Source organism: Nonomuraea sp. NPDC049129 (assembly GCF_040648495.1).
Lineage (GTDB): Bacteria > Actinomycetota > Actinomycetes > Streptosporangiales > Streptosporangiaceae > Nonomuraea.
On sequence record NZ_JBEZDU010000032.1, the window covers coordinates 84644 to 108452 of the forward strand.

Sequence of the window (23809 nt, forward strand, 5' to 3'; positions counted from 1 at the left end):
CTTGGCTTAACGGCACAACCAAGAGAGAGGGGGCGCGATGGCCGTCACTCGAATCGACTGGCATTGGTTCTCCGCCTGGGGAAACGGTTACCACACGGTCGATGTCAACCTTCCCCCGGCGCTGGTCGGCACGTCAGTCTCGCTGTACGGCGCGACCGGGGGCGGGACGCAGTACGCGGGGATCAAGCACTTCCGGCGCAGGCTCGACTCCGGCGCCGATCAGGACGTGGACTTCGGCGAGTGGCCCTCGTGGCCGCCGCTGGTCTTCGACCGCGTCAGCAGCGTCACTCTGGCGATCGCCACGGGCACGGATCAGACCGGCTGGCTGCTCGCGCGGCTCGACTTCTGGGGGTGAGAGATGGAATTCAGGTCAACGGGCGGCGGTCGGGTCGCCTACGTCAAGAGCTGCGTCCTGTATGACGCCGACGGCGTGATCCAGCACGTCCATCACGTCGTGGACATGGAGGGCGTCGAGGAGACGCCGGAGAGCGTGGTCGCCGAGCGGGCGCTCGCGCTGGCCAGGGATCGCGGGCTGGACTACGCCGCGCTGCGGACGCTGCACGTGGACCCGTCGCTCATCAGCGGCCCGGTGCACATGCGGGTCGACACCTCCAGCGGGGCCCTGGTGACGGAGGAGTCTTCCACCCTTTAGCCACGGTCCTGGCCGACCGGCGGCGCGCACCCGCTGCCAAGCCGGTGTCAATCTGCGTGCAAGCGGCTCTCGTTAGCGTCGCCGGTATGTCACGACGATGGTTATTCGGTGCCGGCGCGGCGACCGCGGTCGCCGCGCTGCTGGTCACATCCTCCCCGGCGGCGGCCGGTGCCGCCACCCAGAACACAGCGGCACCGGCGGCCACTCCGGCGAAGGTGTCCAACAAGCTGTTCCACGCGTGGCTGCGGCGCGACCGCGCGGCGGCCGCGAAGGTGGGCACCCCCGCGGCGGTGAATTCGATCTTCTCCTACGTCTACCGCGCGCCCGACGAGTTCGCGGGCTGCGCCGGCAACGCGTGCCGGTTCGTCCACACCAGCGTGCGGGTACCGGGCGGGCTCAACGGCCTGCTCATGATCGTCTCAGGCTCGAAGGTCACCCGGGTCTACCAGTCGCGCCACGTGACCAAGCCGGCGGTGGCCGCCAAGCAGCTGCTCACGGCGTGGCAGAAGGGCGACCGCAACCTCGGCCTCGAGGTCGCCTCTCAGCAGGCGGTCGCCAGACTCTTCCGAGTCAAGTACGACCCCAAGGGCGTGACCTACTACTTCCAGGGCTGCACCAAGGAGCCGAAGGGCTACAGCTGCGCCTATTCCTACGACGGCGGCGCCCTGCTGATGCACCTCAAGGGCTCGGTCACTCGCGGGTACGACGTCCAGTCGATCGGCTACATCGCCGACTGACCGTTACCGATTTCCGATCACCTCAGGACGCGGGGACGGGTCACAGCATGATCGGCAGGCTGCGGTCCAGCCCGGACATGTGCAGGAGAGCGAGCATGAACGGGCGGGGCCCGGCCAGCGCGAGCGTGATGCCCTGGGCACGGGCGCGGTGCTGGATGCCGACCAGGATGCCCAGGCCGGTGGCGTCGCAGAACGACACCCCCGACAGGTCGATGATGAGCGTGCCGGTGCACGTCGTCAGGGCCGTCACGAGGTTCTGACGGAGCTCCTTGCTGGTGAAGATGTCGATCTCACCGCTCACCTGGATCGTGGTCGGAGCGGATGTTCCGCCGGCTCTGGGAAGCGGTATGGCGTGCGTGATGGTCATGATGATTCCCCCATCGAGGTCCGAGCTCAGCGTGCCCTGTCCAGATCTCTGGAGAAACCCGTGAGCGGTCGATCGCCGTGGGCGACGCTGACCTGGGTGCCAACGCACGAGATGTCCTCGGTGGGATGAGTTTATCGCATTTCCCGGTCAGTATTCGGAATGGTGTATTGGGCGATTCATTAACCAAAAGAGATATTCCACGCGATTATTTACTGAAGCCCGCCATCAGGCCACTGAGGAGCTGGCGCCGGCCCACCACGTACAGGGTCAGGATCGGCAGCGTGGTCAGGACGACCGAGGCGAGCACCGCCGGCACGTTGATGCTGTACTGGCCCTGGAAGGTCCACAGCGCCAGCGGCAGGGTCCGCTTGTCCGGGCTTTGCGTGAGGATCAGCGGCAGCAGGAAGTTGTTCCAGATCGTCAGCGCGTTGTAGATCGTCACCGTCACCACGGCCGGCCGGGACAGCGGGAAGGCCAGGCGCCAGAGCGTCCCCCATTCGGTGGCGCCGTCCATCCGCATCGACTCGAACAACTCCTTCGGGACGTCGCGGATGAAGTTGGACAGGACCAGCACCGACAGCGGGATCGCGAAGGCGATCGACGGCAGGATCATCGCCAGCAGGGTGTCGTAGAGGTGCAGCCGGATGATGATCAGGTAGATCGGGATGACCGTCGCCTGCAGCGGGATGGCCAGGCCCATGAGGAACAGGGAGTTGACCGACCGGATGAACCGGCGGGAGGAGGAGCCCCGGACGATCGCGTAGGCCGCCATGAAGGAGACGCCGACGGCAGGGATCACCGCGCCGACGGTGACGATGAGGCTGTTGACGAAGTACTGGATGAAGTCGGACTCGATGACCATGCGGTAGTTGGCCAGGGTCGGCTCGGTCGGCGGCGCCAGCGGGTTCATCGCGTAGTAGTTGCTCTGCGTCTTGAAGCTGGTGATGACGATCCAGTAGACGGGCACCACCACGACGACCAGCCAGAGCCACCCGGTCGCGCCGCCCAGCCAGTTCCAGTGCCGGGCGGGCGCGTCGCGTTCGTGCCGGGGCTTCTGGGCGCTGGTCCGCTCAGGGCGTGTTGTCAGGGTCGTCCCCATGTCAGGCCCCTTCCATCTGGCTGTGGTCGGCCTTGCCGCCGCCGAGCCGGCGCAGCAACAGCGACAGGGCGAGGCCCACGAGGACGAGGATGAGGGCGATCGCGCTGGCCGGGCCCATGAGGTTGGCCTGGAAGCCCCGCTTGTACATGTCCAGGGCGAGCACCCGGGTGGCGTCGCCCGGACCCCCGGCGGTCAGCACGAAGATCAGGTCGAAGAAGGTCAGCGAGCCGACGAGCACGAGGGTCGTGGACGTGATCATCGTGTACTTCAGCTGCGGCAGGGTGATGCTGAAGAACTTGCGCACCCGCCCGGCGCCGTCCAGCTCCGCGGCCTCGTACATCGACTTCGGGATCTGCCGTACGCCGCCCTGGTAGATCAGCGAGTGGAACGGGATGAACTGCCAGGACACCACGAAGACCACGACGCCGAGGGCGAGGCCGGGCCGGCCGAGCCAGTCCTGGCTGAGCAGCTCGATCTTCAGTCCGGCGCCGAGGCCGAAGTTCGGGTCGAGCAGCGCCTTGTAGGTGATGGCGATGGCCGCCGAGCTGAGCAGGAGCGGGATGAAGTACAGCACCGACAGCACCGCGCGGTAGCGCTGGGCCCCGGCCAGGAACACCCCGAGCAGGATGCTCGCCGGCGTCTGCACCAGCCAGGACAGCGCCATGATCAGGAACGTCACCCACAGCGCGTGCGGCAGGCCGGGGTCGGTGAGGACGGCGTGCCAGCTGGTGAAGCCCGAGAAGTGGATGTCGCCGATGCCGTCCCAGGTGGTGAAGCTGAGCGCGAGGACCCCGATCAGCGGGATCACCCCGAAGCCCACGAAGAACACCAGCGCCGGAACGGTCAGCCACGCGAGGGGGAGGTTGCGTCCCCCTCGCGCCCGGGCCGATGGCTGACCTGGTCCGGCGGAGGTCGGAATGGTGGTCACTTGCCGATGACCGCGTTCATGTTGGTGGTGAACTGCTGCGGCGAGATCGACAGCTGGAACAGCTTGGCGATGTTGTCGAGCAGCACCTCCGCCGCCGTGGGGCTGAGCGCCTGGTCCCAGGACTGGGCGAAGGTCTTGGCATTGCTGGCGATGCCGTAGACGAACTTCAGCCACTCCGCGTCCTTGGAGGAGGTGAACGCGCTGTCGGCGCCCTTGACGATCGGCACCGAGCCGGCCCCGACCCACGCCTTGATCTCCTCGTCCGAGAGCAACGAGGCGAAGAACTTCTTGGCGATCTCCTTCTGCTCCGGGGTCGCCTTGGAGGAGATCGACATGTACTGGCCGGGGTTGCCGACCGTGTCGCTGGGGTCGCCCTTACCGCCGTCGACCGGCGGGAAGTTCATGTAGCCGAGGCTGCCACCGGAGACGAAGTCGCCGCCGTCCTTGGACATGCTCCCGTACGTCCAGCCGCCGTGGAGCATCATCGCGGCCTTGCCGGTGTACAGCAGCGCCTGGTCGGCGTTGGAGTCCGCGGTGATCGAGGAGAAGCCCTTGATGAACCCGTTGGCCTTGATCAGCTCCTGCATCTTGGTCAGGGCGTCGATGGCGGCCGGGTTGGACCAGGCGTCCTTCTGACCGTCGAACACGGCCTGGAACACCTCGGAGCCGCCGATGCGGTCGAAGAGGAACTCCAGCCACATCATGTTCGTCCAGCGGGACTGCCCGCCGAGGGAGAACGGCGCGATGCCCTTGGCGTTGAACTTGGGCACCAGGTCCATGATGTCGCCCCAGGACTGGGGCGGCTGGGCGCCGATCTGCTCGAAGAGCTTCTTGTTGTAGTACAGGACGATCGGCTGCACGGTCTCGCACGGCATCGCGTAGATCTTGCCGTCCACCGTCGCGGCCCCGAACGAGGACGGGAACAACCGGTCCTTGACCGCCGCGTTCTGCCCGAACCACGAGGTGAGGTCCTCGACCTGGCCGGCCTGTACGTAGCTGCGCAGGCCGCCGCCGCCCCAGCCCCAGATGATGGTGGGCGCCTGGCCGGCCCCGATCGCCGTCTTGATCTTCGTCTTGAAGGCGTCGTTCTGGAAGGTCGTCCCGGCGATCTGGCCGTTGGGGTTGGCCTTGTTGAACCGCTCCATGGCGGCGGTGCGGATGCCTTCCTGCGGCTGCGTGGACAGGTACCAGTAGGTGGCCTTGGCGCCACCACCACCACTGCTGGCACCGGGTTTGGTGGGGCCGGAGCTGCCGCAGGCGGCGAGCGCGGCCCCCAGGGGCAGGCCCATCGAGAGGCTGAGGAAGGTGCGGCGAGACGTTGTCCTGGACTCCACGCTGATCTCCGTACTCGAATGCCGGGGGCGGGCCGCGGCTCGTTGATCATCGGATGCGGTGGCCGGCGGTCGTGGAGCAGCACCCCCCGATGCCTCTCCCCCAATCCGCCTTTTAAGTAGGTTCTCGAAACATTTGCGAAATGACCGCGCGGCCGTCAATCTAGATTTCGGCTGTTGACGTGTCAAGACCCAGGAACGCCCGGCAAGCACTACCCGTAAAGATCACTTGACTGCGCCGAAACATTGCGAAATATTGCGGCACTAAGGAGAGCAGCAGATGACGGCTGTAGATCGGCCCCTCGCGGCGGCGCGGGTTCTCCGCCCGTGGCAGGACCAGACGCTCCCCGTGGCCGAACGGGTCGACGCCCTCCTTGCCGAGATGACCCTGGAGGAGAAGGTCGGCCAGCTCGGCAGCCGGTGGGTGGGCAACGACAGCCGGCCGGCCGACCAGCCCGATCCGGACCCGGACGTGACCCTCAATGTGGCGCCGATGCAGGACGTGTTCGCCGCGTCCGGGACCATCCCGTTGGAGGAGGCGAGCCGCCACGGGCTCGGTCACCTGACCCGCGTCTTCGGCAGCGGACCGGTCACCGCCGCCGAGGGTGCGGCGGAGGTGGTCCGCCTGCAGAGCTTGGTCGTCGAACGGTCCCGGCTCGGCATTCCGGCGCTGGTCCATGAGGAGTGCCTGACCGGGTTCACGACGTACGGCGCGACCGTCTACCCCGCCGCCATCGCGTGGGGTGCCACGTTCGACCCCGGCCTCGTGGAGCGGATGGCCGCCGCCATCGGACGGGACATGCGCGCCGTGGGCGTGCACCAGGGCCTGTCCCCTGTGCTGGACGTCGTGCGCGACTACCGCTGGGGCAGGGTCGAGGAGACGATGGGCGAGGATCCCTATCTCGTCTCGATGCTCGGCGCCGCCTACGTCCGCGGCCTGGAGAGCGCCGGGATCATCGCCACGCTCAAGCACTTCGCCGGCTACTCCGCCGCGCGGGCGGCCCGCAACCACGGTCCCGTCCCGATGGGCCGCCGCGAACTGATGGACATGATCCTGCCGCCCTTCGAGACCGCCATCGCCGAGGGCGGCGCGCGCTCGGTGATGAACTCCTACTCCGACGTGGACGGCGTCCCGGCCGCGGCCGACTCCTGGCTGCTGACCGACCTGCTGCGCGAGGAGTGGGGATTCACCGGGACCGTCGTCTCGGACTACTGGGCCGTGCCGTTCCTGGCGACCATGCACGAGGTCGCCGCCGACACCGACGAGGCCGGCGTCCTGGCGCTCAGCGCGGGCATCGACGTCGAGCTGCCCGACACCCTCGGTTTCGGCCCGCACCTGGTGGAGCGGGTACGCCGGGGCGAGCTGCCCGAAGCCCTGGTGGAGCGGGCGGCGCGCCGCCTGCTCACGCAGAAGGTCCAGCTGGGGCTGCTCGACCAGGACTGGACGCCCGAGGGCTCAGTGTCCGCGGGGGCCACGGTGGACCTGGACTCGCCGGACAACCGGGCGCTGGCCCGCGAGATGGCCGAGCGGTCCATCGTCCTGCTCGACGGCGGCACCGCGCTGCCCCTGCGCGCGGAGGAGCTGCGCCGCGTCGCGGTCGTCGGGCCCGCCGCGGCCGAGCCGCGCGCCTTCATGGGCTGCTACGCCTTCCCCAACCACGTCCTGCCCCGCCACCCCGGCCTCGGGCTCGGCCTCGAGGCGCCCAGCGTCCTCGACGCCCTGCGGACCGAGCTGCCGGACACCGAGATCGTCCACGCACCCGGCTGCGACGTGCGAGGCGAGGACCGATCCGGCTTCGCCGCCGCGACGGCCGCGGCCCGCGCGGCGGACCTGTGCGTGGCCGTCGTGGGCGACCTCGCGGGCCTGTTCGGGCAGGGGACCTCGGGCGAGGGCTGCGACGCCGAGGACCTGCGGCTGCCCGGGGTGCAGGAGGACCTGCTGGCCGAGCTCGCCGCCACGGGGACGCCGGTCGTCGTGGTCGTCGTCTCGGGCCGTCCGTACGCGCTGGGCGAGGTGCACGCCGGGGCCGCCGCGCTCGTCCAGGCGTTCATGCCCGGTGAGGAGGGCGCGGCGGCCATCGCCGGGGTGCTGTCCGGCCGGGTACAGCCAGGCGGCAGGCTGCCCGTACAGATTCCCCGCCGGCCGGGCGGGCAGCCGGGCACCTATCTGCAGCCGCCGCTGGGCCTCAACAGTCACGGCATCAGCAACCTCGATCCCACTCCGCTGTTCCCCTTCGGCTACGGCACCTCCTACACCTCCTTCGAGGTCGGCGACCTGCTCATCAGCGACGCCGAGGTGCCCACGGACGGGGAGTTCACGGTGTCGGTCCGCGTCCGCAACACCGGTGGCCGGGCGGGCGAGGAGGTCGTCCAGCTGTACCTGCACGACGTGCTCGCCCAGGTCACCCGGCCGGTGCGGCAGCTGGCCGGGTTCGCGCGGGTCCGGTTGGAGGCGGGTACGAGTGCGTGCGTACGCTTTCACGTACACGCTGACCGGACCGCCTTCACCGGCCGTGACCTGCGGCGGATCGTCGAGCCCGGGGACGTCGAGGTGCTCGTCGGCACCTCCGCCGCCGACCTGCCGTGCCGCGGCGTCGTCCGGCTGACCGGCCCGCTGCGGGTCGTCGGTCGCGACCGGCGGCTCGTCACGCCCGTGGACGTGGACCCCGTCGCCGGGAAACCCGTCACCGGGAAAGTCGCAGGGAAACAGGAGGGCAGAGATGCCGGTCAGTCCTAGGCGGGCCACGCTGGCCACCGTGGCGGCCTCGGCCGGCGTGTCCGTCGCGACCGTCTCCAAGGTGCTCAACGGCCGCAGCGACGTCGCGCCGGCGACCCGCTCCCTGGTGCAGTCTTTGCTGCAGCAGCACGACTACGTCGCGCCGTCACCGCGCCGGACCGAGGCGACCGGGGTCGGCACGATCGAGGTGCAGTTCGACACGGATCTGACCGCGTACTCCGCCGAGATCATCCAAGGCGCGGTCGAGGCCGGGGCCGAAGTCGGCATCGGGGTCGTCATCAGCATCCGCAGGGGCAGGGAGCGTACCCCTGGGTGGGTCCGCTCCCTGATCTCCGCCGGTCGGCGGGCGCTGATCGCCGTGACCAGCGAGCTGACCTCGGCACAACTGACCGCCCTGTCCCGGGCCCACTTGCCGCTGGTCGTGATCGACCCGCTGAACCTGCCCAGCGTCCGCGTGACCAGCATCGGGTCGACCAACTTCACGGGCGGCTTCGCCGCGACCCAGCACCTGCTCTCCCTCGGGCACCGGCGCATCGCCTACCTCGGCGGCCCGGCGTCCGCGGCCTGCAACCAGGCCCGCCTGCACGGCTACCGCGCCGCCATGGAGGCCGAGGGAGTGCCCGTGCCGCCCGCCTATGTACAGACGGGGCACTTCCACTACCCGGACGGCATGGTCACCGGCGCGGCGGTGCTCGACCTGGCCCAGGCTCCGACGGCGATCTTCGCGGCCAACGACGAGATGGCCCTGGGCGTCATGGAGGCCGCCCGGGCGCGCGGCCTGCGCATCCCCGAGGACCTCAGTGTCGTGGGCTTCGACGACACCCAGCTCGCCCCGATGGCCTCACCCCCGCTGACCACCGTCCGCCAGCCACTGCGCGAGATGGGCGGCGTCGCCCTGCGCACGGCGCTGCGCCTGGCGGCCGGCGAGAAGATCGACTCCCACCACGTGGAACTCGCCACCGAACTGATCGTCCGCGGCTCGACCGCCCCGGCATCGCCCGCCTCCAGCGCCTTGGCCCCCTGAGGCACGGTCCCGCTGCCGCCCGTCCGAGCCTCAGGCGGCCAGGTCAGTGGGGCTGTTCAGGTGAGCGTGCGTGGATGGTCTCGGCCCAGGTGTCGGCCCAGACGTTGAGCTCCCGAAGGGCGGGGCCAAGCGACGCCCCTACGACGGTCAGCGTGTAGCCCGCCTGGCTGGGAGCGACCAGTTCGGCGGTCGTCAGTTCGTCGAGGCGCTGGTACAGGACGCTAGAGGAAAGCCCTTCGCAGCGGGCGAGCAGAGGGCGCGCGCCGAGCGGGCCGTCTCGCAACTCCCAGATGATCCGCAGCGCCCAGCGTCGGCTCAGCAGGTCCATGGCGGCCATCAGCGGCCGGCCGGTCGCGGAGCCGCGAACGGGCCGGCCAGGAAGCGGAGTCCGATTCGTCGACATACCCCTCCTTGCGTTTCGATTTCCGAAACATTAGCATCGGGGCGTTCCGTTTCGATTTCCGAAACACTCAGCGGGAGGGTGGATGCCGCGCATAGCTCTGGTGGAACCGCCGTACGAGCCCGAAGTCGGGGCGCAGTTGGAGAGCATGATGCCGGCGGGTGTCCCGCCGATCGGGCTGTTCCGGATGTTCGCCCGCAATCTTCCGATGACCGGTGCGATGCACGGATGGGGCCGTTACGAGCTGGGCCGTCAGCTGACGCTGACCATGCGGGAGCGGGAGATCACGATCGCCCGTACGTGTGCGCGGTGCCGCTGCGAGTACGAGTGGGGCGTCCATGTGTCGATGTTCGCCGAGCGGGTCGGGCTGACCACCGCGCAGATCGTCTCGGTGACGCACGGGACGCACAGCGATCCGTGCTGGGAGTCCCCGCGAGAACGCCTGCTGATCGAGGCCGTCGACGCCCTGCACGACAGCTGCGACATCGACGACGCACTGTGGGCCCGGCTCGCGGAGGTCATGGACGACGGCCAAGTCCTCGACCTCCTCATGCTCTGCGGCTGGTACCACGCGATCAGCTTCGCCGCCACGGCGGCACGCGTGCCCCACGAGCCACACGCCCCACGGTTCGCCGACTTCGCTCCCGCGAGCTGAGAAACCTCCCGAGGCAGGCAGGCAGGCAGGCAGGCAATTATTCAGTGGCGCGACCCGTACGGGTCGGCGAAGACTCGCCGTATGCGGGAGAGCTGGAGATTGTCCGACGGCACGGTCACCCTCTCCCCCTTGTGCCTGGATGACATCGACGCCCACCTGGCCGGGGAAGACGACCAACTGGTGCGCTGGCTCAACGGAGGACCAGGGACCCGGGCCACGGTCGAGACGCACATACGCCGATGTCTGGAGCAGTGGGCGGCCGGTGGGCCCGTCCGTACGTTCGGGATACGTTCAGAGGGAATCCTCGCGGGGACGATCGACGTGCAGTTCGACCAGCCGTATCTGGTCCCCGGGCAGGTCAATCTCGCCTACGGGCTCTACCCGGCCTGGCGCGGCCGTGGCATCGCCACCCGCGCGGTGGGGCTGGCCTGCCTGCACGCGGCAGCCGCCGGGGCGACCCAAGCGGTCATCAGGGTGGATCCGGAGAACACCGCCTCGGCGGCGGTGGCCGGCCGAGCCGGCTTCACCTACCTGAGAATCGCGGCGCGACCTGGACCGCCGCCTCCGACGTCGACATCGACCACCTGGTATCTGTGCCCGCCGCGCAGATATGATCGGAAGCTCCTGGTCGAGGCGTGAGCAACATATCGCCGGCAAGTGCCGACATCAAGAGTGCCTACCGTCGTCAGAGGTTGCGCTCATCAGGTATCCCACAGGGCCTGGTAGCGCTGCACGCTGGGTGGTCTGCCGGGCAGCGGGCCGGTGTTGTGGGCTTTCAAGCCGTCCAGGGCGATGGCCAGCAGCCGGGAGCGGATCTCTTCTTCGCCGTGCCCGGGCAGGTGCGGGGCTGTGCGGCTGAACTGGCCGATGAGCAGGGAGATGTCCATGGTGGACACGTCCGTGCGAAGCACTCCTGCGCGGTGAGTGCGGGCGATGAGTTCGTCGGCCAGGTGCTGGGCTCGCTGGTTGGCGCGCCGCATCTCGGGCGTGACCTCGATGGCGCCGGCCAGCGGGGCCAGGATGCCGAAGCCGAAGGCCACGCATTGCTGGATGTAGGAGGCCAGTCCCTGCCAGGGGTCCTCGTGAGCCAGGCCGTCCTGGGCGGCGGCCGCGACGCGTTCCATCGAGTCGACGCACAACCGTTGGAGGAGTTCTTCCTTGGTGCGGTAGCGGCGGTACAGGCTGCCCATGCCCACGCCCGCATGCTCGGCGACGGCTGATACGGGCGCATCGAATCCCTGAGTGGTGAACACGTGGCGGGCGGCCTCGATCAGCGCGTGGTCGTTGCGGGCCGCCAAGGCCTGCGGGCCTCGCTTGCGGCGAGTCACGGGGTCGGACATGGACCACAGGATACCGATTGCGGAGCGCTTCGCTCCGAGTTACATTACCCGGAGCAAAACGCTCCGAGTAAGAGGCGGTTATCTGACCATGTCTGCTTCCCGTGTTGTTCTCGTCACTGGCGCGACCGGCAACCAGGGCGGAGCCACCGCCCGCGAGCTGCTGGTTCGCGGCTGGGCCGTCCGCGCGCTCGTCCGTGATCCGCGTAAGCCCGCAGCGCAAGCGCTGCGCGAGCAGGGCGCGGAGCTGGTCCAGGGCGAGTTCGACGACCCCAGCTCCTTGCGCGAGGCGATGAGCGGCGTACACGGCGTGTTCAGCGTCCAGGCGCTGGCCTACGAGCCCGAGACCTTGGCCGCCGAGGTCCGCCATGGCAAGACCGTGGCCGACATCGCCCGCGACAGCGGCGTCGCTCACCTGGTCTACAGCTCCGTGGGCGGCGCCGAACGCGAGACCGGCATCGACCACTTCGAAAGTAAGGCCGAGATCGAGCAGCACATCCTGACCCTCGGCGTGCCCGCCACCATCCTGCGGCCGGTGTTCTTCATGAACAACCTTCTCCACTACGCCAACGCCGTGGGCGAGCGGCTCCTGGCGTTGCCGGTCAAGCCGGACAAGCCGATGCAGCTCATCGCCACCGACGACATCGGGGTCTTCGCCGCTGATGCCTTCGACAATCCCGCACAGTTCATCGGCCGGCAGATCGAACTTGCCGGCGACGAGCTCACTTTCCCCGAGGTCGCGGAGATCTATGAGCGCGTCACCGGCACTCCGACCAGGTTCGAGGCACTGCCGATCGATGAGCGCATGTTCGAGTGGTTCGCTGAAGAGGGTTACCGGGCCGATATCGTGGCCTTGCGCCGTCGGCATCCGGAACTGCTGACGTTCGAGCAGTTCCTCACCCGGCGACTGAGCGCTAGCCGATCCTGACCTACGCTGGGCTCAAGCCCCTGCGACAGAGCATGCTCGCCTCCTGCTGACTCCCAACCCAGCGGCACAACGCCTTCGAGGAAGCGGAGGCGTTGTGCCTTCTCCTGCGGATCCACCCCGCAGCTTGGTTGTCCGGCGACCCGCACTAGCGTGTCTGGACGGCGTACCGCCGGAATCTGTTGGGAATGAGGTCAATCGTGGACAGTCGAGGCGTGCTCGTAACCGGATCGTCGCGTGGGATCGGCCGTGAGATCGCCAAGATCTTCGCCGGCGGCGGCGACCGGGTCGCGATCCACCACCGGGACTCCCCCCGCGAGGCGGAGGAGGTCAGATCCGCGCTCGACGGCGATGGCCACGCCGTCGTCCAGGGAGACATAGCGGATCCGGAGGCCGTCGCCGCGTTCGTCTCGGCGGCGATCGACGCCCTCGACGGCATCGACGTGCTCGTGAACAACGCCGCCGTCTACCTCTTCCACGATCCGCTGACCGTGGACTACGCCTCCTGGCAGCGAATCTGGCGCCGGACCGTCGAGGTGGACCTGCTCGGCGCCGCGAACGTCTCCTGGTGCGTGGCCCGGCACATGGTGGAGCGCGGCCGCGGCGGGCGCATCGTCAACGTCGCCTCCCGCGGCGCCTACCGGGGAGAGCCGCAGGCGCCGGGATACGCCGCCGCCAAGGCCGGCCTGACCGCGATGGGTCAGTCGCTGGCCATCGCGCTCGCCCCGCACCGCATCGCGGTCTCCTCGGTGGCGCCGGGTTTCGTGGAGACCGACATGGCGGCCGCCATTCTGACCGAGGAGAACCGGGCCGGCGTCGAGGCGCAGAGCCCGTTCGGCCGGATCGCCCAGCCGCAGGAGGTCGCGGCGGCGGTGCGCTATCTCGCCTCGGCCGAGGCGGAGTTCGTCAGCGGTACGGTGCTCGACCTCAACGGCGCCTCGTACCTGCGCTGAACCCGTGGCGGTGGCGACCACAGCCTGTCGTCACAGTAAGTGTCTTCTCGACTACTTTCCGTACATGATGGAGGGCGTCCTACGGCGAGCCAGGCTCGCCCAGCGGAAACTTGCACCAAGGAGCAGTGTGAAGAGAATCCTCCTCGTACCCGCCCTGACCGCCGGAATCATCGCCCTCACCGCCAGTGCCGCCTACGCCTCGCAGTACATCGCCTACGAAGGCCGGGGCTTCACCGGCAGGTCCGTCGTCCTCGACGCGTGCGGGGTGTCCAACATCCCCTTCCACGGGTCCTACAAGTGGTACGGCGACGGCCAGTCCGGGCGCATGTACAACCAGCCCAACGCGCAGGGCGTGATGCATTTCGAGCTGCCCTCCAACCGCAACGCGGAGCAGCGGACGCCGGTCGGCTGGCAGAGCATCTTCATCGTGTGCTGAGCTGAGCGACCACGGGGGGCGTCCGCTCGGCGGGCGCCCCCCGTGGCGTCAGCGCTCCACGAGGATCCGCACGTCCCAGGGTCCGAGCGTCAGCTCCCCGCCGGCCTCGTGGTCACTCCCATCGAGTACGTCCCGCACCGCCACAGGCAGCCGGACCGCGACCGGATCCCACGACCAGTTGTGCACGAAGCGGACCTTCCGCCCGTCCCGGGAGGTGGCGCCCGTGGACGTCACGCTCGCGGCCCCGAACCGCCAGCCCGACGACTCGGCCGGGACAATCCAGTCGAACAGGGCGCGGGCCAGGACGGTGTCCGGCACGGTCCCCACGTAGGTGATCCGCCCCTCGCCGTGCGCGCGGCTGGTGACGGCGGGCCACCGGCCGTAGTGCGGGTGCTCGTAGCGGGCGAGCACCCGCGCCGTCTCCACCCGCACCTCGCCCGCCCAGCGCTCGCCATCCACCCGCACCCCGTCCGCCCAGCGCGTGGCCGCCGCGCCGGGCGGAAGCGCCAGCGGCGAGCCCTCGGGCGCGTGGACCGGAAGGTCGGCGTCCAGGTTGGCGAACTCCTCGTACGAGATGCCGGCGGGCTCCGCGAGGCGGCCCGGCATGACGTCCGTACGGGCCCGCGCCTCCAGGTCGCCGTAGCCGGTGCGCGGTCCGAGCACCAGGTGCCCTCCGGCGGCGGCGTAGGCGGCGAGCCAGTCGAGCGTGGCGTCGTCGGCGATGTAGAGCGCGGGGACGACCAGGACGGGATGCCGGCCGGCGGCGTCCGCCGCCTCCTGCTCGGTGAGCTGCCCGGTGTGCATGATCCGCACCTGGAGGCCCGCGTCGAAGGCGCCTCGGTAGAACGGGTCGAAGATGCCCTCGTACGAGCGCCGGTCCGGCCCGCTCTGGCCGTCGGCGAGCGGCGGGTAGAACTCCAGCGCCCACTTGCTCGGCGCGGAGTAGAGCATCGTGATGTCGGCGTCCGGCGTGAGCCCCGCGATCAGGTCCCCGGCGGTCCTGAGCTCGGCTCCGATGCGCGCGATCTCCTGGTAGACGCGCCCCGGCCGGCCGCTGTGCGGCAGGATGCCACCCCAGTACGTCTCGGCGCCGAAGTGCAGCGTGTGCCAGTGCCAGTACTCGATCATGCCGGCCCCGCGCGACACCAGGGCGTAAGCCGCCTGGCGCCACTGCCCGTCGTAGGCGGGGCGGTTCATCCAGGGGGCGCCGATCGCCTGCGCGTTGGTCTCGGTGACGAGGAAGGGCTCCTGGCGGGAGGAGTACATCCGGTCGGCACTGTGGTAGAGCGCCCAGGTCCCGCTGGTCGTCCAGCCCTGCGGGCCGGCGCCGGTGTCGGGCAGGGCCAGGCCGTCCTGCATCGCGTAGTACGGGTTACCGGCGGTGACGTCCAGGTGGCGGGTCAGCCGGTCGTCGGCCAGGGCGGGCCGGTTGTAGGAGATGCAGGTGGTGACGAACTGCCCGGGCCGCGAGTACTCCCGCACGATGCCGGCCTGCCAGTCGATGAACTCGGCGGTCTGGTCGGCCTGGAAGCGGCGCCAGGCCAGGTCGTACTGGGCCTGGAGGTTGCCGTCGGGAGTCCACAGGTCTGCCCAGGTGGACAGGCGGTGCGACCAGTAGACCAGGCCCCATTCACGGTTCAGCGTCTCGACGTCGCCGTAGAGGCGGCGCAGATGGTCCACGAAGCGCTGGAAGAGGCCGTGGTTGTGGAGCAGTTCCAGGCCCGGTTCGTTGTCCACCTGGAAGCCGATGACCGCCGGGTGATCGGCGTAGCGGGCGACGATCTCCCGGATCACCCGCTCGGCGTGGAAGCGGAAGGCGGGGTGGGTGAAGTCGACCTCCTGCCTGGCCCCCCACGGGATGCGCTCGCCGCTCCGCCGCTCCCCGGCGATCTCGGGGTACTGGCGGGCCAGCCACGGGGGCACGGCGTACGTCGGGGTGCCCAGTACGACGTGGATGCCGCGCTCGTGCGCGCCGTCGAGTACCGGCCGCAGCCAGTCCAGCTCGAACCGGCCGTTCTCCGGCTCCCAGGTGGACCAGACGGACTCGCCCACGCGGATGACCGAGAAGCCCGCCCCGGCCATCAGGTCGAGGTCGGTCTTCAACCGCTCGTACGGCTGGTACTCGTGGTAATAGGCGGCGCCGAAGAGCACCTGCTCGGGTAGCAACACGTTCTCCCATCCGGGTCATTGCTTGACCGTTCCTGAACAGTGAACGTGAGTTGCACTGGCGTGCCCCGAACGGTGTTGGGCGTGCTGGTTGCCCGCGTTCTGGCCGTATCCGGGCCCGGCGCATCGTGTGCGTGGTCCGGTGTGCGGTGGCGGGTTTCCTCACACCCGGCGGCACACGGTTCGGCCTGGACGCTCCGATGCCCCGCACGATCGCTCTGGTCGTGCGGGGGCGGTGGCGTCCGCCGCCGGATCGGGTGCTGCTGGGCGCGTCGTGCGATCGCCACGGCGGCGGCGTCGTGGCGGCTGGTCCGGCGTGTCCGGCTGGTCAGAGGGTTCTGCCAGTGCTGGGCCCCCCACCGGGAGGTGTAAGCGGGATCCACCGCGACGACGCTGATCCCGGCCGTCTGGGCCATGCTGGTGAGTCGGGCTTTCAGCTTGCCGGTGGGCATGCCGGAGATGAGCCGCCGAAACCGCTTGTTGCGGCCGTGCTTCTCGCGGGTCGCCTCCTGCGCGAAGTCCAGGTCTTCGATGGCGATCGCCATCACCTGGCACCCCCGGGCCCAGTGCAGCAGGCGCGTCAGGGCGTGCCGGACCTGGGCGTCGCGGTGACCTGCGCCGCCGGACAGGTCGTAGCCGAAGCGGCGCGGGTTGCCGATCGGGTTGCCGTGCACGTCCAGCCGCCAGGCGGCCAGGTGATCGGCGTTGGTGTCCACCCCGATCACCCCGCCGGCCAGCGCTGCCTGGAGTGGGATGATCGGGGTCGGCTGATGCTGCCAGGAGGCGGTCAGATACCAGCGGCCACGCGCCACCTCCAGGTGGATGCGGTAGGCGACGGCCCGGTCGGCGTCGATGCGGTCGGCCCATTCCTGTCTGCGGTGCGCGAAGCGCACCCGCGCGGCGAGCACGTAGCGGCCGTGCCCGACGTTGGCCAGGTGAGCCAGCGGGGCCGGGAGTTTGATGCTGACCTGGCCGTCGGGGGTGAGGCGGATGGTTTCGTTGCCGTAGCGTTTGCCCGACTCTCCATCGGCTTGCAGGAACCACCGCTCGGCCTGCCACCGCTCGCGCCATTCGGCCTCGGTGAGCTGAGCGGCGGCCAGGTGGTGACGGCTGTTGAGCAGTCGCTTGCCGCCCCGCACGATGTGCACCCGCCCGGCCTCGTAGTCGGCCCGCTCGCGTTGCAGCCGGTCGGTCAGCACGTGCAGGCGGCGGGTTTTGGCATGCCACTCCCGCCTGCTGCGGTAACCACCCGGCGCCTTCTTCGAACCCTTCGCGCCGATCGGCTGAGACAGCCGATGCGCGATCACCGCGATACCCGACTCAAGCGTGCGGATGTGGGCCAGATGGCAGCGGCGGGCCAGCGCCCACTGATCATGGCTGGCCTTGGTGATCGCCCCCGCCCACCGTGACGACGACAGCGGCGTCAACTCCCGCTTACGCTCCGCCCACGCCTGAGCCGAATGCTCCAGCCCAGCACGACAACGCACAGCCAAATCCCGCGACGCCAGCACACCCAGATACGCCCCCACCCGGCGCAACACCAGCTCATCGCGCGCCGTCAAACCCTTGAGCCGGTCACGGACAGCCACCCCGCACGGCCCGGCAGCCACGAACGACGCAGCGATCGGCCGCAACCGCTCAGCCATGACCGGTCGCCCCCATCGCCATACGGGCCGGCAAACCCATCGGCCAGCGACCACAATGGCAGCCGCAGCGGCGGGCGCACCACGCGATCGGCACCTCCACGCCATCACCTCACCGACACACCAGGATCACCCGCGACCCACTGCAGACCTTCGCTTACAGTGACCGTTAGGCTACCAGAAGTTTACCGCTGAGTCGAACATGTGAGCGACACATCCGCCACCCAACACCCACACCACAAGCGCACCTCGTCCACACAACCGGCGCAGGCGCTCAGGGCCAGGCTCAGCCCGGCCAGTACGGGGAGCCACCGCTTGTTGATGATCATTGCTAGACTCATTTCTCGTGTGTTGAGCACAAGGAGCCGGACGTCGCAGGTCCGAGCTCCGAGCAGGCCGAAGCCGGGGGGTCGGCGAAACGGTCGCCCCGGCTTCGGTCATGTCAGCGGCGCGCCGTCGCAGAGCGCGCACGCTGTGAAGGGGTCAGGGTGTCAGCCGGTCACCTCGATTCCGGGGGCGCGGTCGAGCCGCGCGGGATGAGTTCGGCCGGTGGTTCCTCCAGCACCGCCGGGCCCGTGGCCCCCTCGATCCGCTCCACCAGCAGCTGAAGGCCGCGGACCGCGGCGCCCTCGAAGTCGCTGTGGATGGTGGTCAGGGGCGGGACCAGGTAGGCGGCGTGCGGCGAGTCGTCGAAGCCGACGAGGCTGACGTCCTCCGGCACGCGCAGCCCGGCCTCGCTGAACGCCCGCATGACGCCTATCGCCATGTCGTCGTTGGCGACGAACACGGCGGTCACATCGCCGGCCGCGACCAGCTCGACGCCGGCGGCGTAGCCCGACGCGGGATACCAGTCGCCCTCCAGGACCGGCGGCTCGGGCACGCCGGCCGCGGCCAGCGCTTCGCGCCAGCCGGCCAGCCGGTCACGCGCGGCCCACCAGCGCTGCGGCCCCGCGACATGCCAGACGGTGGCATGGCCCAGGGACAGCAGGTGCTCGGTGGCCGCGCGTCCGGCGGCGACGCCGCCACCGCTGATGAACACGCCGTTGTCGGCGTACGGCGGGCTCAGCTGGTTGAAGCTCAGGACCGGCACGTCCGGGTCCAGGGCCAGGTCCTGTCCCTCGTCTATGGGCTCCGACAGCACGATGCCGTCCACGCCCTGGCTGATCAGCGAGTCGATGGCGGCGCTGATGCCGCCCGGCTCGCCTTCGAGGGTGCACACGATGCTGAGTGAGTAACCGGTCCTGCGGGCCGCTCGCTCCAGCGCGACCAGCGTCGCGGCGGGGCCGTACAGGGTGCTGCCGAGCGAGACGACCCCGATGCGGTGGAATCTGCCCTTGATGAGCGCCCGCGCGGCCGTGTTGGGGCGGTAGCCGAGCTCTCGCGCGGCCTGCAGCACGCGCTCGCGCAGGTGCTCGCGGACGTTGGGTTCGCCGTTGATCACCCGGGAGACGGTCTTCTGCGACACTCCGGCCAGCCGCGCGACGTCCATGCTGCCGGCCGGGCGGCGGGGGCCGCGACCTGTATCGCGCATGGGTCACGCTCCGGGAGCCGTTGACTACGTAGTCAGGAGTCTCCGGTAACTCCACTCCCACGTCAACGGCTTGTTACCGGAACGTTGCCACTTCAGCGCTCAGCATGTGGCGCTGTCTTCAAGGGCACGCGATCACGGCGAGACGTCGAGGTCCTGGGCGCGGTGCAACCCCGTGGCCCGGTTCACGCGCCCGGTCAACCTCGTGACCGTGGTGCGGGGCAACGCGCGGGAGAGCCAGGTCGCCGGTCTGTTGATCGCCCGCCCGGGGTAGGAGTTGACGGCGCCCTTGGCGAAGGCGTCGAGGGTCTTGACCGCGACATCCTCCGGCGCGTCGGTGAACGCCGGATTCATGGTGGCGGAGGTGGCGTCGAAGAATGCCGTGGCGGTGGCTCCGGGGTGGGCCGCCATGACCCGCACCCCGGTGCCGCGCAGCTCCTCGGCCAGCGCCTCGGTGAACGACAGCACGAACGCTTTCGTCGCCGCGTAACTGGCCTGGTACGGCATCGGCTGGAAGGCGGCCGTGGAGGCCACGTTGATGATGCCGCCGCGCCCCCTCTCCGCCATGCGGTTGCCGAGCACGTGGGTCAGGCTCATCAGGGCGATGGCGTTCAGTTCGACGGAGTCGACGTTGCGCCGCAGCGAGGAGCTCAGAAACGGGCCGATGGCGCCCGCGCCCGCGTTGTTGACCAGAAGATCGATGGTGCGGCCCTGTCGGTCGAGTTCCGCGGTCAGACGTGCCACCCCGTCGGGATCGGCGAGATCGGCCACTTCGGCCGTTACGTCGACCCCGTGCTCCTGCTGGATCTCGTCGGCGACCCGGCGCAGCGCGTCGCCAGAACGGGCTACGAGTACGAGATCGGCCCCTCGTCGGGCGAGTTCACGGGCGTACGCCACGCCGAGACCCTTCGAGGCGCCGGTGACGAGCGCGGTGATGCCTGCGTACCTGTACATGGGCGTATCGCTTCCTCGTGCTCGGTGTCGCCATTTACTTCGAACCTCAAAGCAAGGAACAAAGTAACAGCTTCGAGCCTCGAAGCAAACTGCGAGCCTCAGGGCGCGATGGATCAGCCGCTCGAGCCGGTGGTGCCGGCCGACCGGCTGTTCTGCGACGCGCCCAACCTTGTCAATCAGCTGGATGGGCTAGGTGAAGGCCGGTCTCCAGGTCTCGGCCAGGGTGAGGAAGGCCGAGTTCTCCTCCGGCAGTCCCATGGTGACGCGGACGCCTTCTCCGGAGAAGGCGCGGACGATGACCCCGTTGGAGAGGCAGTGGTCGGCGAAGGCCGTGCTGTCCTGGCCGAGCGGCAGCCACACGAAGTTCGCCTGGGAGGCGGGCAGGTCATAGCCGAGGGCCCGGAGCTCACGAGTGACGCGCTCGCGCTGCTCGACCGTGTGGGCGACCCGCCTGGCGACCTCCTCGTGCTCCTGGAGCGCGGCGACCGCCGCCTCTTGGGCGAGCGCGCTGACGCTGAACGGCGTCTGCGTCTTGCGTACTTGCGCGATGATCTCGGGCGCCCCGACGCAATAACCGATCCGCAGCCCCGCCAGCGCGTACGCCTTGGAGAAGGTTCTGAGGACGACGACGTTCGGCCGGTCGCCGAAGAGCGCGAGCGCGTCCGGTACGACGGACGGATCGGCATATTCGTGGTAGGCCTCGTCGACGACGATCAGCACGTGCACGGGCACCCGGTCGACGAAGGCGCGCAGGGCGCTCTCGCCGACGGGCGTCGAGGTCGGGTTGTTGGGGTTGCAGACGAAGACCAGCCGGGTCCGGTCGGTGATGGCCGCCGCCATGGCCTCAAGGTCCTGGACGTGGCCGCGCAGCGGCACCGGTACGGCCGTTCCGCCCGCCACCGCGGTCAGGATGGGGTACGCCTCGAACGACCGCCAGCCGAAGACGACCTCACTGCCCGGCGCCGACACCGTGTGCAGCAGTTGCCCGCAGACTTCGGAGGAGCCCGCTCCCACGGCGACGCGGTCGGTGGTCACGCCGTGGTGGTCGGCGAGCGCCTGGAGCAGGCGGCCGGCGCCCATGTCCGGGTAACGGGACAGGCCGCCGGCCAGCCGGGCGAGCCGGGCGGCGACGCTGGGCAGCAGACCGTACGGACATTCGTTGCTGGCCAGGACGACGGCTCCGGGGACCTTGCGTCCCGGCACGTAGGACTGGAGTCCGATCAGGGACGGGCGTACATGGACCACGTGGGTCTCACTTCCTTTCGGGGCCGGTCGCTACACATCTGTGCCGGTCGCTACACGTGGGCGAGCAGGATCGCGGGGTTCTCCACGCAGTCGGCCACGTAGCGCAGGAAGCCGCCGGCGGCGCCGCCGTCGCAGACGCGGTGGTCGAAGGTCAGTGACAGCTGGGTGACCTTGCGGGGTACGACCGCGTCGCCGGTCACCCAGGGGCGGTCGATGATGCGGCCGACGCCGAGGAGCGCGGCCTCGGGATGGTTGATGATCGGGGTGGATCCGTCCACGCCGAAGACCCCGTAGTTGTTGAGCGTGAACGTACCCCCGGTCAGCGCCGTGGGAGGCAGTCCGCCCGAGCGGGCCAGGCCGGTGAGGCGGGTCAGCTCCGCGGCGAGTTCCGCGGTCGTCATCAGGTGCGCGTCCCGGACCACCGGCACGACGAGACCGCGATCGGTCTGCGCGGCGAAGCCGAGGTTGATGTGACCGTGCCGGACGATCTCGGCGCGGGCGGTGTCGACCGAGGAGTTCAGCTCGGGGAAGCGTCGCAGGCCGGCCACGCAGATGCGGGCTAGGAGCGCGAGCAGGCCGATGCCGAGCTCCGGGCGGTCCTGGCGCAGCGCGTCCTTCACCGCGAGCAGGCCGGTAGCGTCGACGTCCACCCAGGTGGTGGCGTCGGGGATCTCGCTGCGGCTGCGGGCCAGCTTGTCGGCCACCACCCGCCGCAGGCCGCGCAGGGGGATGCGCTCCGCCGTCAACGCCGTCCCGGCGGAGCCGAGCGCAGACGCGGGCGGCACCGCTCCTGTCGCGCCGCCCGGAGACGCGGGCGCCGTTCCGGTCGCAGGGAGCGCAGACGCGGACGCCGTTCCCGTCGCAGGCAGCGCAGACGCGGACGCCGTTCCCGTCGCGGAGAGCGGGGGCGCGGGCGATGCCGCGGAGTCCCCGGGTGCCTTGCCGAGGTCGGCGATGGCCTGCTCGACGTCGCGACGCAGGATCACGCCCCGGGGTCCGGTGGGGGTGATGGCGGCGAGATCCAGTCCGTGCTCACGGGCGACCCGGCGGACGAGCGGCGAGACCACGCGCGGCGCCTGTCCCGGTGCGTGCTGCGGCGCGCGCTCCGGCGCAAGCTCGAGTTCGGCCACAAGCTCCGGCTCGCCCGCACGCTCGGGTTGAGCCGCACGCTCGGGTCGAGCCGCACGCTCCGGTCGAGCCGCACGCTCCGGTCCGGCGGCAAGAGGATCGGCGGACGCTTCCGGTGCCGTTTCGGGGGTCCTGCGGTCGGTGCGCCGGGAGCCGCCCCGGCGCCGCCGCGTGCCGGACGTGCGGCCGGTGCCGTACCCGATCAGGACGTTGCCGGAGCCGGCCTGCTCCTCCTCGCGGTAGCGGGCCGCCGCGGGATCCGTGTCCTGGTCGACGGTGGCCGTGTCCTTGTCGGCGGCCGCGGGGCCGACCTCGATGAGTGGTTCGCCGACCGTCAGGACGGTGCCCGCCTGCGCGTGGAGCCGCAGGACGGTCCCGGCGAAGGGGACCGGCACCTCCACGGCCGCCTTGGCGGTCTCGACCTCCACCACGATCTCGTCGATCTCGACCCTGTCGCCGACGGCGACCTTCCATACGACGATCTCGGCTTCCGTCAGGCCCTCGCCGAGGTCGGGCAGCCGGAACACCTGCCGCGCGGCAGTGGTCGTCATGACGCCTCCCGAGCCAGGTGCAGGAGATCGGGCTCGTCGCCGAACTGGAGCCGGTCGACCGTGTCGAGGATCCGGTCGACGTCGGGCAGATGCGCGTGCTCGAGGATGGGCGGCGGGTACGGGATGTCGAATCCCGAGACACGCAGCACGGGGGCGGCCAGGGAGTGGAAGCAGCGCTCCTGTACGCGGGCCGCGATCTCCGCGCCCACCCCGGCGAACCCCTGGGCCTCCTGGACCACCACGCAGCGGCCGGTCTTGCGTACCGAGGCCACGACGGTCTCGTCGTCGAACGGGACGATCGTCCGCAGGTCCACCACCTCCAGGGAGATGCCGTCCTGGGCAGCGGCTTCGGCGGCCTGGAGGGCCACGGGGACGCTCGGCCCGTAGGCGACCAGCGTCGCGTCGCGTCCCTCGCGCCGTACCACCGCCTGCCCGAACCCCCCGGCCCGCCGGTCGGCGGGCGTGATGTCGCCTTTGGACCAGTACAGGCGCTTGGGCTCCATGAAGATCACCGGGTCGGGGTCGGCGATGGCGTCGCGCAGCAGCCAGTACGCGTCGTCCGGGGTCGCGGGGGTCACGACCTTCAGCCCCGGAGTGTGCGCGTAGTAGGCCTCGCTGGAGTCGCAGTGGTGCTCGACACCGCCGATGCCGCCCGCGTACGGAATCCGGATCACCATCGGCAACGACAGCCGCCCGCGCGTGCGGTTGCGGAGTTTGGCCACGTGTGAGGCGATCTGCTCGAAGGCCGGGTAGGCGAAGGCGTCGAACTGCATCTCGACCGCCGGGCGGAACCCACCCATGGCCATGCCCACGGCCAGGCCCACGATCCCCGCTTCGGCCAGCGGGGTGTCGAAGCACCGATCCTCGCCGAACTCCTTGGTCAGCCCGTCGGTGACGCGGAAGACGCCGCCCAGCGGACCCACGTCCTCGCCGAAGACGAGAACCCGCTCGTCTTCGCGCAGCGCGTCCCGCAGCGCGGTGTTCAGCGCCTGCGCCATCGTCATCGTGGTCAT

23 protein-coding genes are annotated in these 23809 nt (G+C 70.0%); 10 read left to right on the top strand and 13 right to left on the bottom strand.

Annotation, left to right across the window (positions count from 1 at the left end; translation table 11 throughout):
• The first annotated feature begins 37 nt into the window (after positions 1-37).
• The 3 genes from AB0B64_RS52625 to AB0B64_RS52635 all read left to right on the top strand — a co-directional run bounded on the left by AB0B64_RS52625 (position 38) and on the right by AB0B64_RS52635 (position 1389).
• Entirely contained in the window at positions 38-355 is a 318-nt protein-coding gene (locus tag AB0B64_RS52625) for a hypothetical protein (RefSeq protein ID WP_357952112.1), read from the top strand.
• A gap of 3 nt (positions 356-358) precedes the next feature.
• Positions 359-652, top strand: a complete 294-nt coding sequence (locus tag AB0B64_RS52630) for a hypothetical protein (RefSeq protein WP_358199743.1) — start codon at positions 359-361, stop codon at positions 650-652.
• An 86-nt stretch (positions 653-738) separates the two neighbouring features.
• The gene (locus AB0B64_RS52635) at positions 739-1389 is read left to right on the top strand and encodes a hypothetical protein (RefSeq protein ID WP_357952110.1); all 651 of its coding nucleotides are present in this window, start codon (positions 739-741) and stop codon (positions 1387-1389) included.
• Between the two features lie 40 nt (positions 1390-1429).
• Here the strand turns inward: AB0B64_RS52635 and AB0B64_RS52640 are convergent, their stop codons facing one another.
• The 4 genes from AB0B64_RS52640 to AB0B64_RS52655 all read right to left on the bottom strand — a co-directional run bounded on the left by AB0B64_RS52640 (position 1430) and on the right by AB0B64_RS52655 (position 5117).
• The gene (locus tag AB0B64_RS52640; protein WP_357952109.1) at positions 1430-1756 is read right to left on the bottom strand and encodes an STAS domain-containing protein; all 327 of its coding nucleotides are present in this window, start codon (positions 1754-1756) and stop codon (positions 1430-1432) included.
• 205 nt (positions 1757-1961) lie between these two features.
• Positions 1962-2855, bottom strand: coding sequence for a carbohydrate ABC transporter permease (locus AB0B64_RS52645; protein WP_358199759.1), 894 nt, complete (start codon positions 2853-2855; stop codon positions 1962-1964).
• Position 2856: 1 nt separating this feature from the next.
• Positions 2857-3783: a sugar ABC transporter permease gene (locus AB0B64_RS52650; RefSeq protein ID WP_357952107.1), complete on the bottom strand. Its 927-nt coding sequence runs from the start codon at positions 3781-3783 to the stop codon at positions 2857-2859.
• Complete coding sequence (locus AB0B64_RS52655) at positions 3780-5117, bottom strand: extracellular solute-binding protein (protein ID WP_357952106.1); 1338 nt, start codon at positions 5115-5117, stop codon at positions 3780-3782. Before AB0B64_RS52655 ends, AB0B64_RS52650 begins: the two co-directional genes overlap by 4 nt.
• A gap of 277 nt (positions 5118-5394) precedes the next feature.
• Here AB0B64_RS52655 and AB0B64_RS52660 point away from each other — a divergent pair, with 277 nt between their 5' ends.
• Together AB0B64_RS52660 and AB0B64_RS52665 are read left to right on the top strand one after the other, a co-directional pair.
• Positions 5395-7851, top strand: coding sequence for a glycoside hydrolase family 3 N-terminal domain-containing protein (locus AB0B64_RS52660; RefSeq protein ID WP_358199779.1), 2457 nt, complete (start codon positions 5395-5397; stop codon positions 7849-7851).
• Positions 7835-8875 carry a substrate-binding domain-containing protein gene (locus AB0B64_RS52665; protein ID WP_358199792.1) on the top strand — a complete coding sequence of 347 codons (1041 nt, stop codon included), beginning with the start codon at positions 7835-7837 and terminating at the stop codon, positions 8873-8875. Before AB0B64_RS52660 ends, AB0B64_RS52665 begins: the two co-directional genes overlap by 17 nt.
• A gap of 43 nt (positions 8876-8918) precedes the next feature.
• Here AB0B64_RS52665 and AB0B64_RS52670 read toward each other — a convergent pair whose 3' ends face one another.
• Entirely contained in the window at positions 8919-9278 is a 360-nt protein-coding gene (locus AB0B64_RS52670; RefSeq protein ID WP_357952103.1) for a helix-turn-helix domain-containing protein, read from the bottom strand.
• 82 nt (positions 9279-9360) lie between these two features.
• On the opposite strand from AB0B64_RS52670, the gene AB0B64_RS52675 reads away from it, so the two are divergent.
• Together AB0B64_RS52675 and AB0B64_RS52680 are read left to right on the top strand one after the other, a co-directional pair.
• The gene (locus AB0B64_RS52675) at positions 9361-9930 is read left to right on the top strand and encodes a carboxymuconolactone decarboxylase family protein (protein WP_358199809.1); all 570 of its coding nucleotides are present in this window, start codon (positions 9361-9363) and stop codon (positions 9928-9930) included.
• Between the two features lie 81 nt (positions 9931-10011).
• Positions 10012-10569, top strand: coding sequence for a GNAT family N-acetyltransferase (locus tag AB0B64_RS52680; RefSeq protein WP_358199818.1), 558 nt, complete (start codon positions 10012-10014; stop codon positions 10567-10569).
• A 62-nt stretch (positions 10570-10631) separates the two neighbouring features.
• Here the strand turns inward: AB0B64_RS52680 and AB0B64_RS52685 are convergent, their stop codons facing one another.
• Positions 10632-11270, bottom strand: coding sequence for a helix-turn-helix domain-containing protein (locus AB0B64_RS52685; RefSeq protein WP_358199839.1), 639 nt, complete (start codon positions 11268-11270; stop codon positions 10632-10634).
• Positions 11271-11358: 88 nt separating this feature from the next.
• Here AB0B64_RS52685 and AB0B64_RS52690 point away from each other — a divergent pair, with 88 nt between their 5' ends.
• From AB0B64_RS52690 to AB0B64_RS52700, 3 genes are all read left to right on the top strand, one after another.
• Complete coding sequence (locus AB0B64_RS52690; protein ID WP_358199846.1) at positions 11359-12195, top strand: NmrA/HSCARG family protein; 837 nt, start codon at positions 11359-11361, stop codon at positions 12193-12195.
• 212 nt (positions 12196-12407) lie between these two features.
• On the top strand, positions 12408-13145 hold the full coding sequence (locus tag AB0B64_RS52695) for an SDR family oxidoreductase (protein ID WP_358199859.1): 738 nt from the start codon (positions 12408-12410) through the stop codon (positions 13143-13145).
• 127 nt (positions 13146-13272) lie between these two features.
• Positions 13273-13581, top strand: coding sequence for a MiAMP1 family antimicrobial peptide (locus AB0B64_RS52700; protein ID WP_225291077.1), 309 nt, complete (start codon positions 13273-13275; stop codon positions 13579-13581).
• A 48-nt stretch (positions 13582-13629) separates the two neighbouring features.
• Here AB0B64_RS52700 and AB0B64_RS52705 read toward each other — a convergent pair whose 3' ends face one another.
• From AB0B64_RS52705 to AB0B64_RS52735, 7 genes are all read right to left on the bottom strand, one after another.
• Positions 13630-15750: a beta-galactosidase gene (locus tag AB0B64_RS52705; protein WP_358199880.1), complete on the bottom strand. Its 2121-nt coding sequence runs from the start codon at positions 15748-15750 to the stop codon at positions 13630-13632.
• On the bottom strand, positions 15681-17393 hold the full coding sequence (locus tag AB0B64_RS52710; RefSeq protein WP_358199891.1) for an IS200/IS605 family accessory protein TnpB-related protein: 1713 nt from the start codon (positions 17391-17393) through the stop codon (positions 15681-15683). The genes AB0B64_RS52705 and AB0B64_RS52710 overlap by 70 nt, the downstream gene beginning before the upstream one ends.
• 496 nt (positions 17394-17889) lie before the next feature.
• Positions 17890-18921, bottom strand: coding sequence for a LacI family DNA-binding transcriptional regulator (locus AB0B64_RS52715; protein ID WP_358199903.1), 1032 nt, complete (start codon positions 18919-18921; stop codon positions 17890-17892).
• A 132-nt stretch (positions 18922-19053) separates the two neighbouring features.
• The gene (locus tag AB0B64_RS52720) at positions 19054-19872 is read right to left on the bottom strand and encodes an SDR family oxidoreductase (protein WP_358199915.1); all 819 of its coding nucleotides are present in this window, start codon (positions 19870-19872) and stop codon (positions 19054-19056) included.
• Positions 19873-20061: 189 nt separating this feature from the next.
• Positions 20062-21117 carry a histidinol-phosphate transaminase gene (hisC, locus tag AB0B64_RS52725; RefSeq protein WP_358199924.1) on the bottom strand — a complete coding sequence of 352 codons (1056 nt, stop codon included), beginning with the start codon at positions 21115-21117 and terminating at the stop codon, positions 20062-20064.
• Between the two features lie 50 nt (positions 21118-21167).
• Complete coding sequence (locus tag AB0B64_RS52730; RefSeq protein WP_358199932.1) at positions 21168-22796, bottom strand: 2-oxo acid dehydrogenase subunit E2; 1629 nt, start codon at positions 22794-22796, stop codon at positions 21168-21170.
• Positions 22793-23809 (bottom strand): alpha-ketoacid dehydrogenase subunit beta, encoded by a 1017-nt coding sequence (locus tag AB0B64_RS52735; RefSeq protein WP_358199947.1) that lies wholly within the window; start codon positions 23807-23809, stop codon positions 22793-22795. Before AB0B64_RS52735 ends, AB0B64_RS52730 begins: the two co-directional genes overlap by 4 nt.

Excerpts from the sequence above, each read along its gene's own strand:
- AB0B64_RS52625 (WP_357952112.1), top strand. The coding sequence starts at position 38 with ATGGCCGTCACTCGAATCGACTGGCATTGGTTCTCCGCCTGGGGAAAC.
- AB0B64_RS52630 (WP_358199743.1), top strand. The coding sequence starts at position 359 with ATGGAATTCAGGTCAACGGGCGGCGGTCGGGTCGCCTACGTCAAGAGC.
- AB0B64_RS52635 (WP_357952110.1), top strand. The coding sequence starts at position 739 with ATGTCACGACGATGGTTATTCGGTGCCGGCGCGGCGACCGCGGTCGCC.
- AB0B64_RS52640 (WP_357952109.1), bottom strand. The coding sequence starts at position 1,756 with ATGACCATCACGCACGCCATACCGCTTCCCAGAGCCGGCGGAACATCC.
- AB0B64_RS52645 (WP_358199759.1), bottom strand. The coding sequence starts at position 2,855 with ATGGGGACGACCCTGACAACACGCCCTGAGCGGACCAGCGCCCAGAAG.
- AB0B64_RS52660 (WP_358199779.1), top strand. The coding sequence starts at position 5,395 with ATGACGGCTGTAGATCGGCCCCTCGCGGCGGCGCGGGTTCTCCGCCCG.
- AB0B64_RS52665 (WP_358199792.1), top strand. The coding sequence starts at position 7,835 with ATGCCGGTCAGTCCTAGGCGGGCCACGCTGGCCACCGTGGCGGCCTCG.
- AB0B64_RS52670 (WP_357952103.1), bottom strand. The coding sequence starts at position 9,278 with ATGTCGACGAATCGGACTCCGCTTCCTGGCCGGCCCGTTCGCGGCTCC.
- AB0B64_RS52675 (WP_358199809.1), top strand. The coding sequence starts at position 9,361 with ATGCCGCGCATAGCTCTGGTGGAACCGCCGTACGAGCCCGAAGTCGGG.
- AB0B64_RS52680 (WP_358199818.1), top strand. The coding sequence starts at position 10,012 with ATGCGGGAGAGCTGGAGATTGTCCGACGGCACGGTCACCCTCTCCCCC.
- AB0B64_RS52685 (WP_358199839.1), bottom strand. The coding sequence starts at position 11,270 with ATGTCCGACCCCGTGACTCGCCGCAAGCGAGGCCCGCAGGCCTTGGCG.
- AB0B64_RS52690 (WP_358199846.1), top strand. The coding sequence starts at position 11,359 with ATGTCTGCTTCCCGTGTTGTTCTCGTCACTGGCGCGACCGGCAACCAG.
- AB0B64_RS52710 (WP_358199891.1), bottom strand. The coding sequence starts at position 17,393 with ATGGCTGAGCGGTTGCGGCCGATCGCTGCGTCGTTCGTGGCTGCCGGG.
- AB0B64_RS52715 (WP_358199903.1), bottom strand. The coding sequence starts at position 18,921 with ATGCGCGATACAGGTCGCGGCCCCCGCCGCCCGGCCGGCAGCATGGAC.
- AB0B64_RS52720 (WP_358199915.1), bottom strand. The coding sequence starts at position 19,872 with ATGTACAGGTACGCAGGCATCACCGCGCTCGTCACCGGCGCCTCGAAG.
- AB0B64_RS52730 (WP_358199932.1), bottom strand. The coding sequence starts at position 22,796 with ATGACGACCACTGCCGCGCGGCAGGTGTTCCGGCTGCCCGACCTCGGC.
- AB0B64_RS52735 (WP_358199947.1), bottom strand. The coding sequence starts at position 23,809 with ATGACCACGATGACGATGGCGCAGGCGCTGAACACCGCGCTGCGGGAC.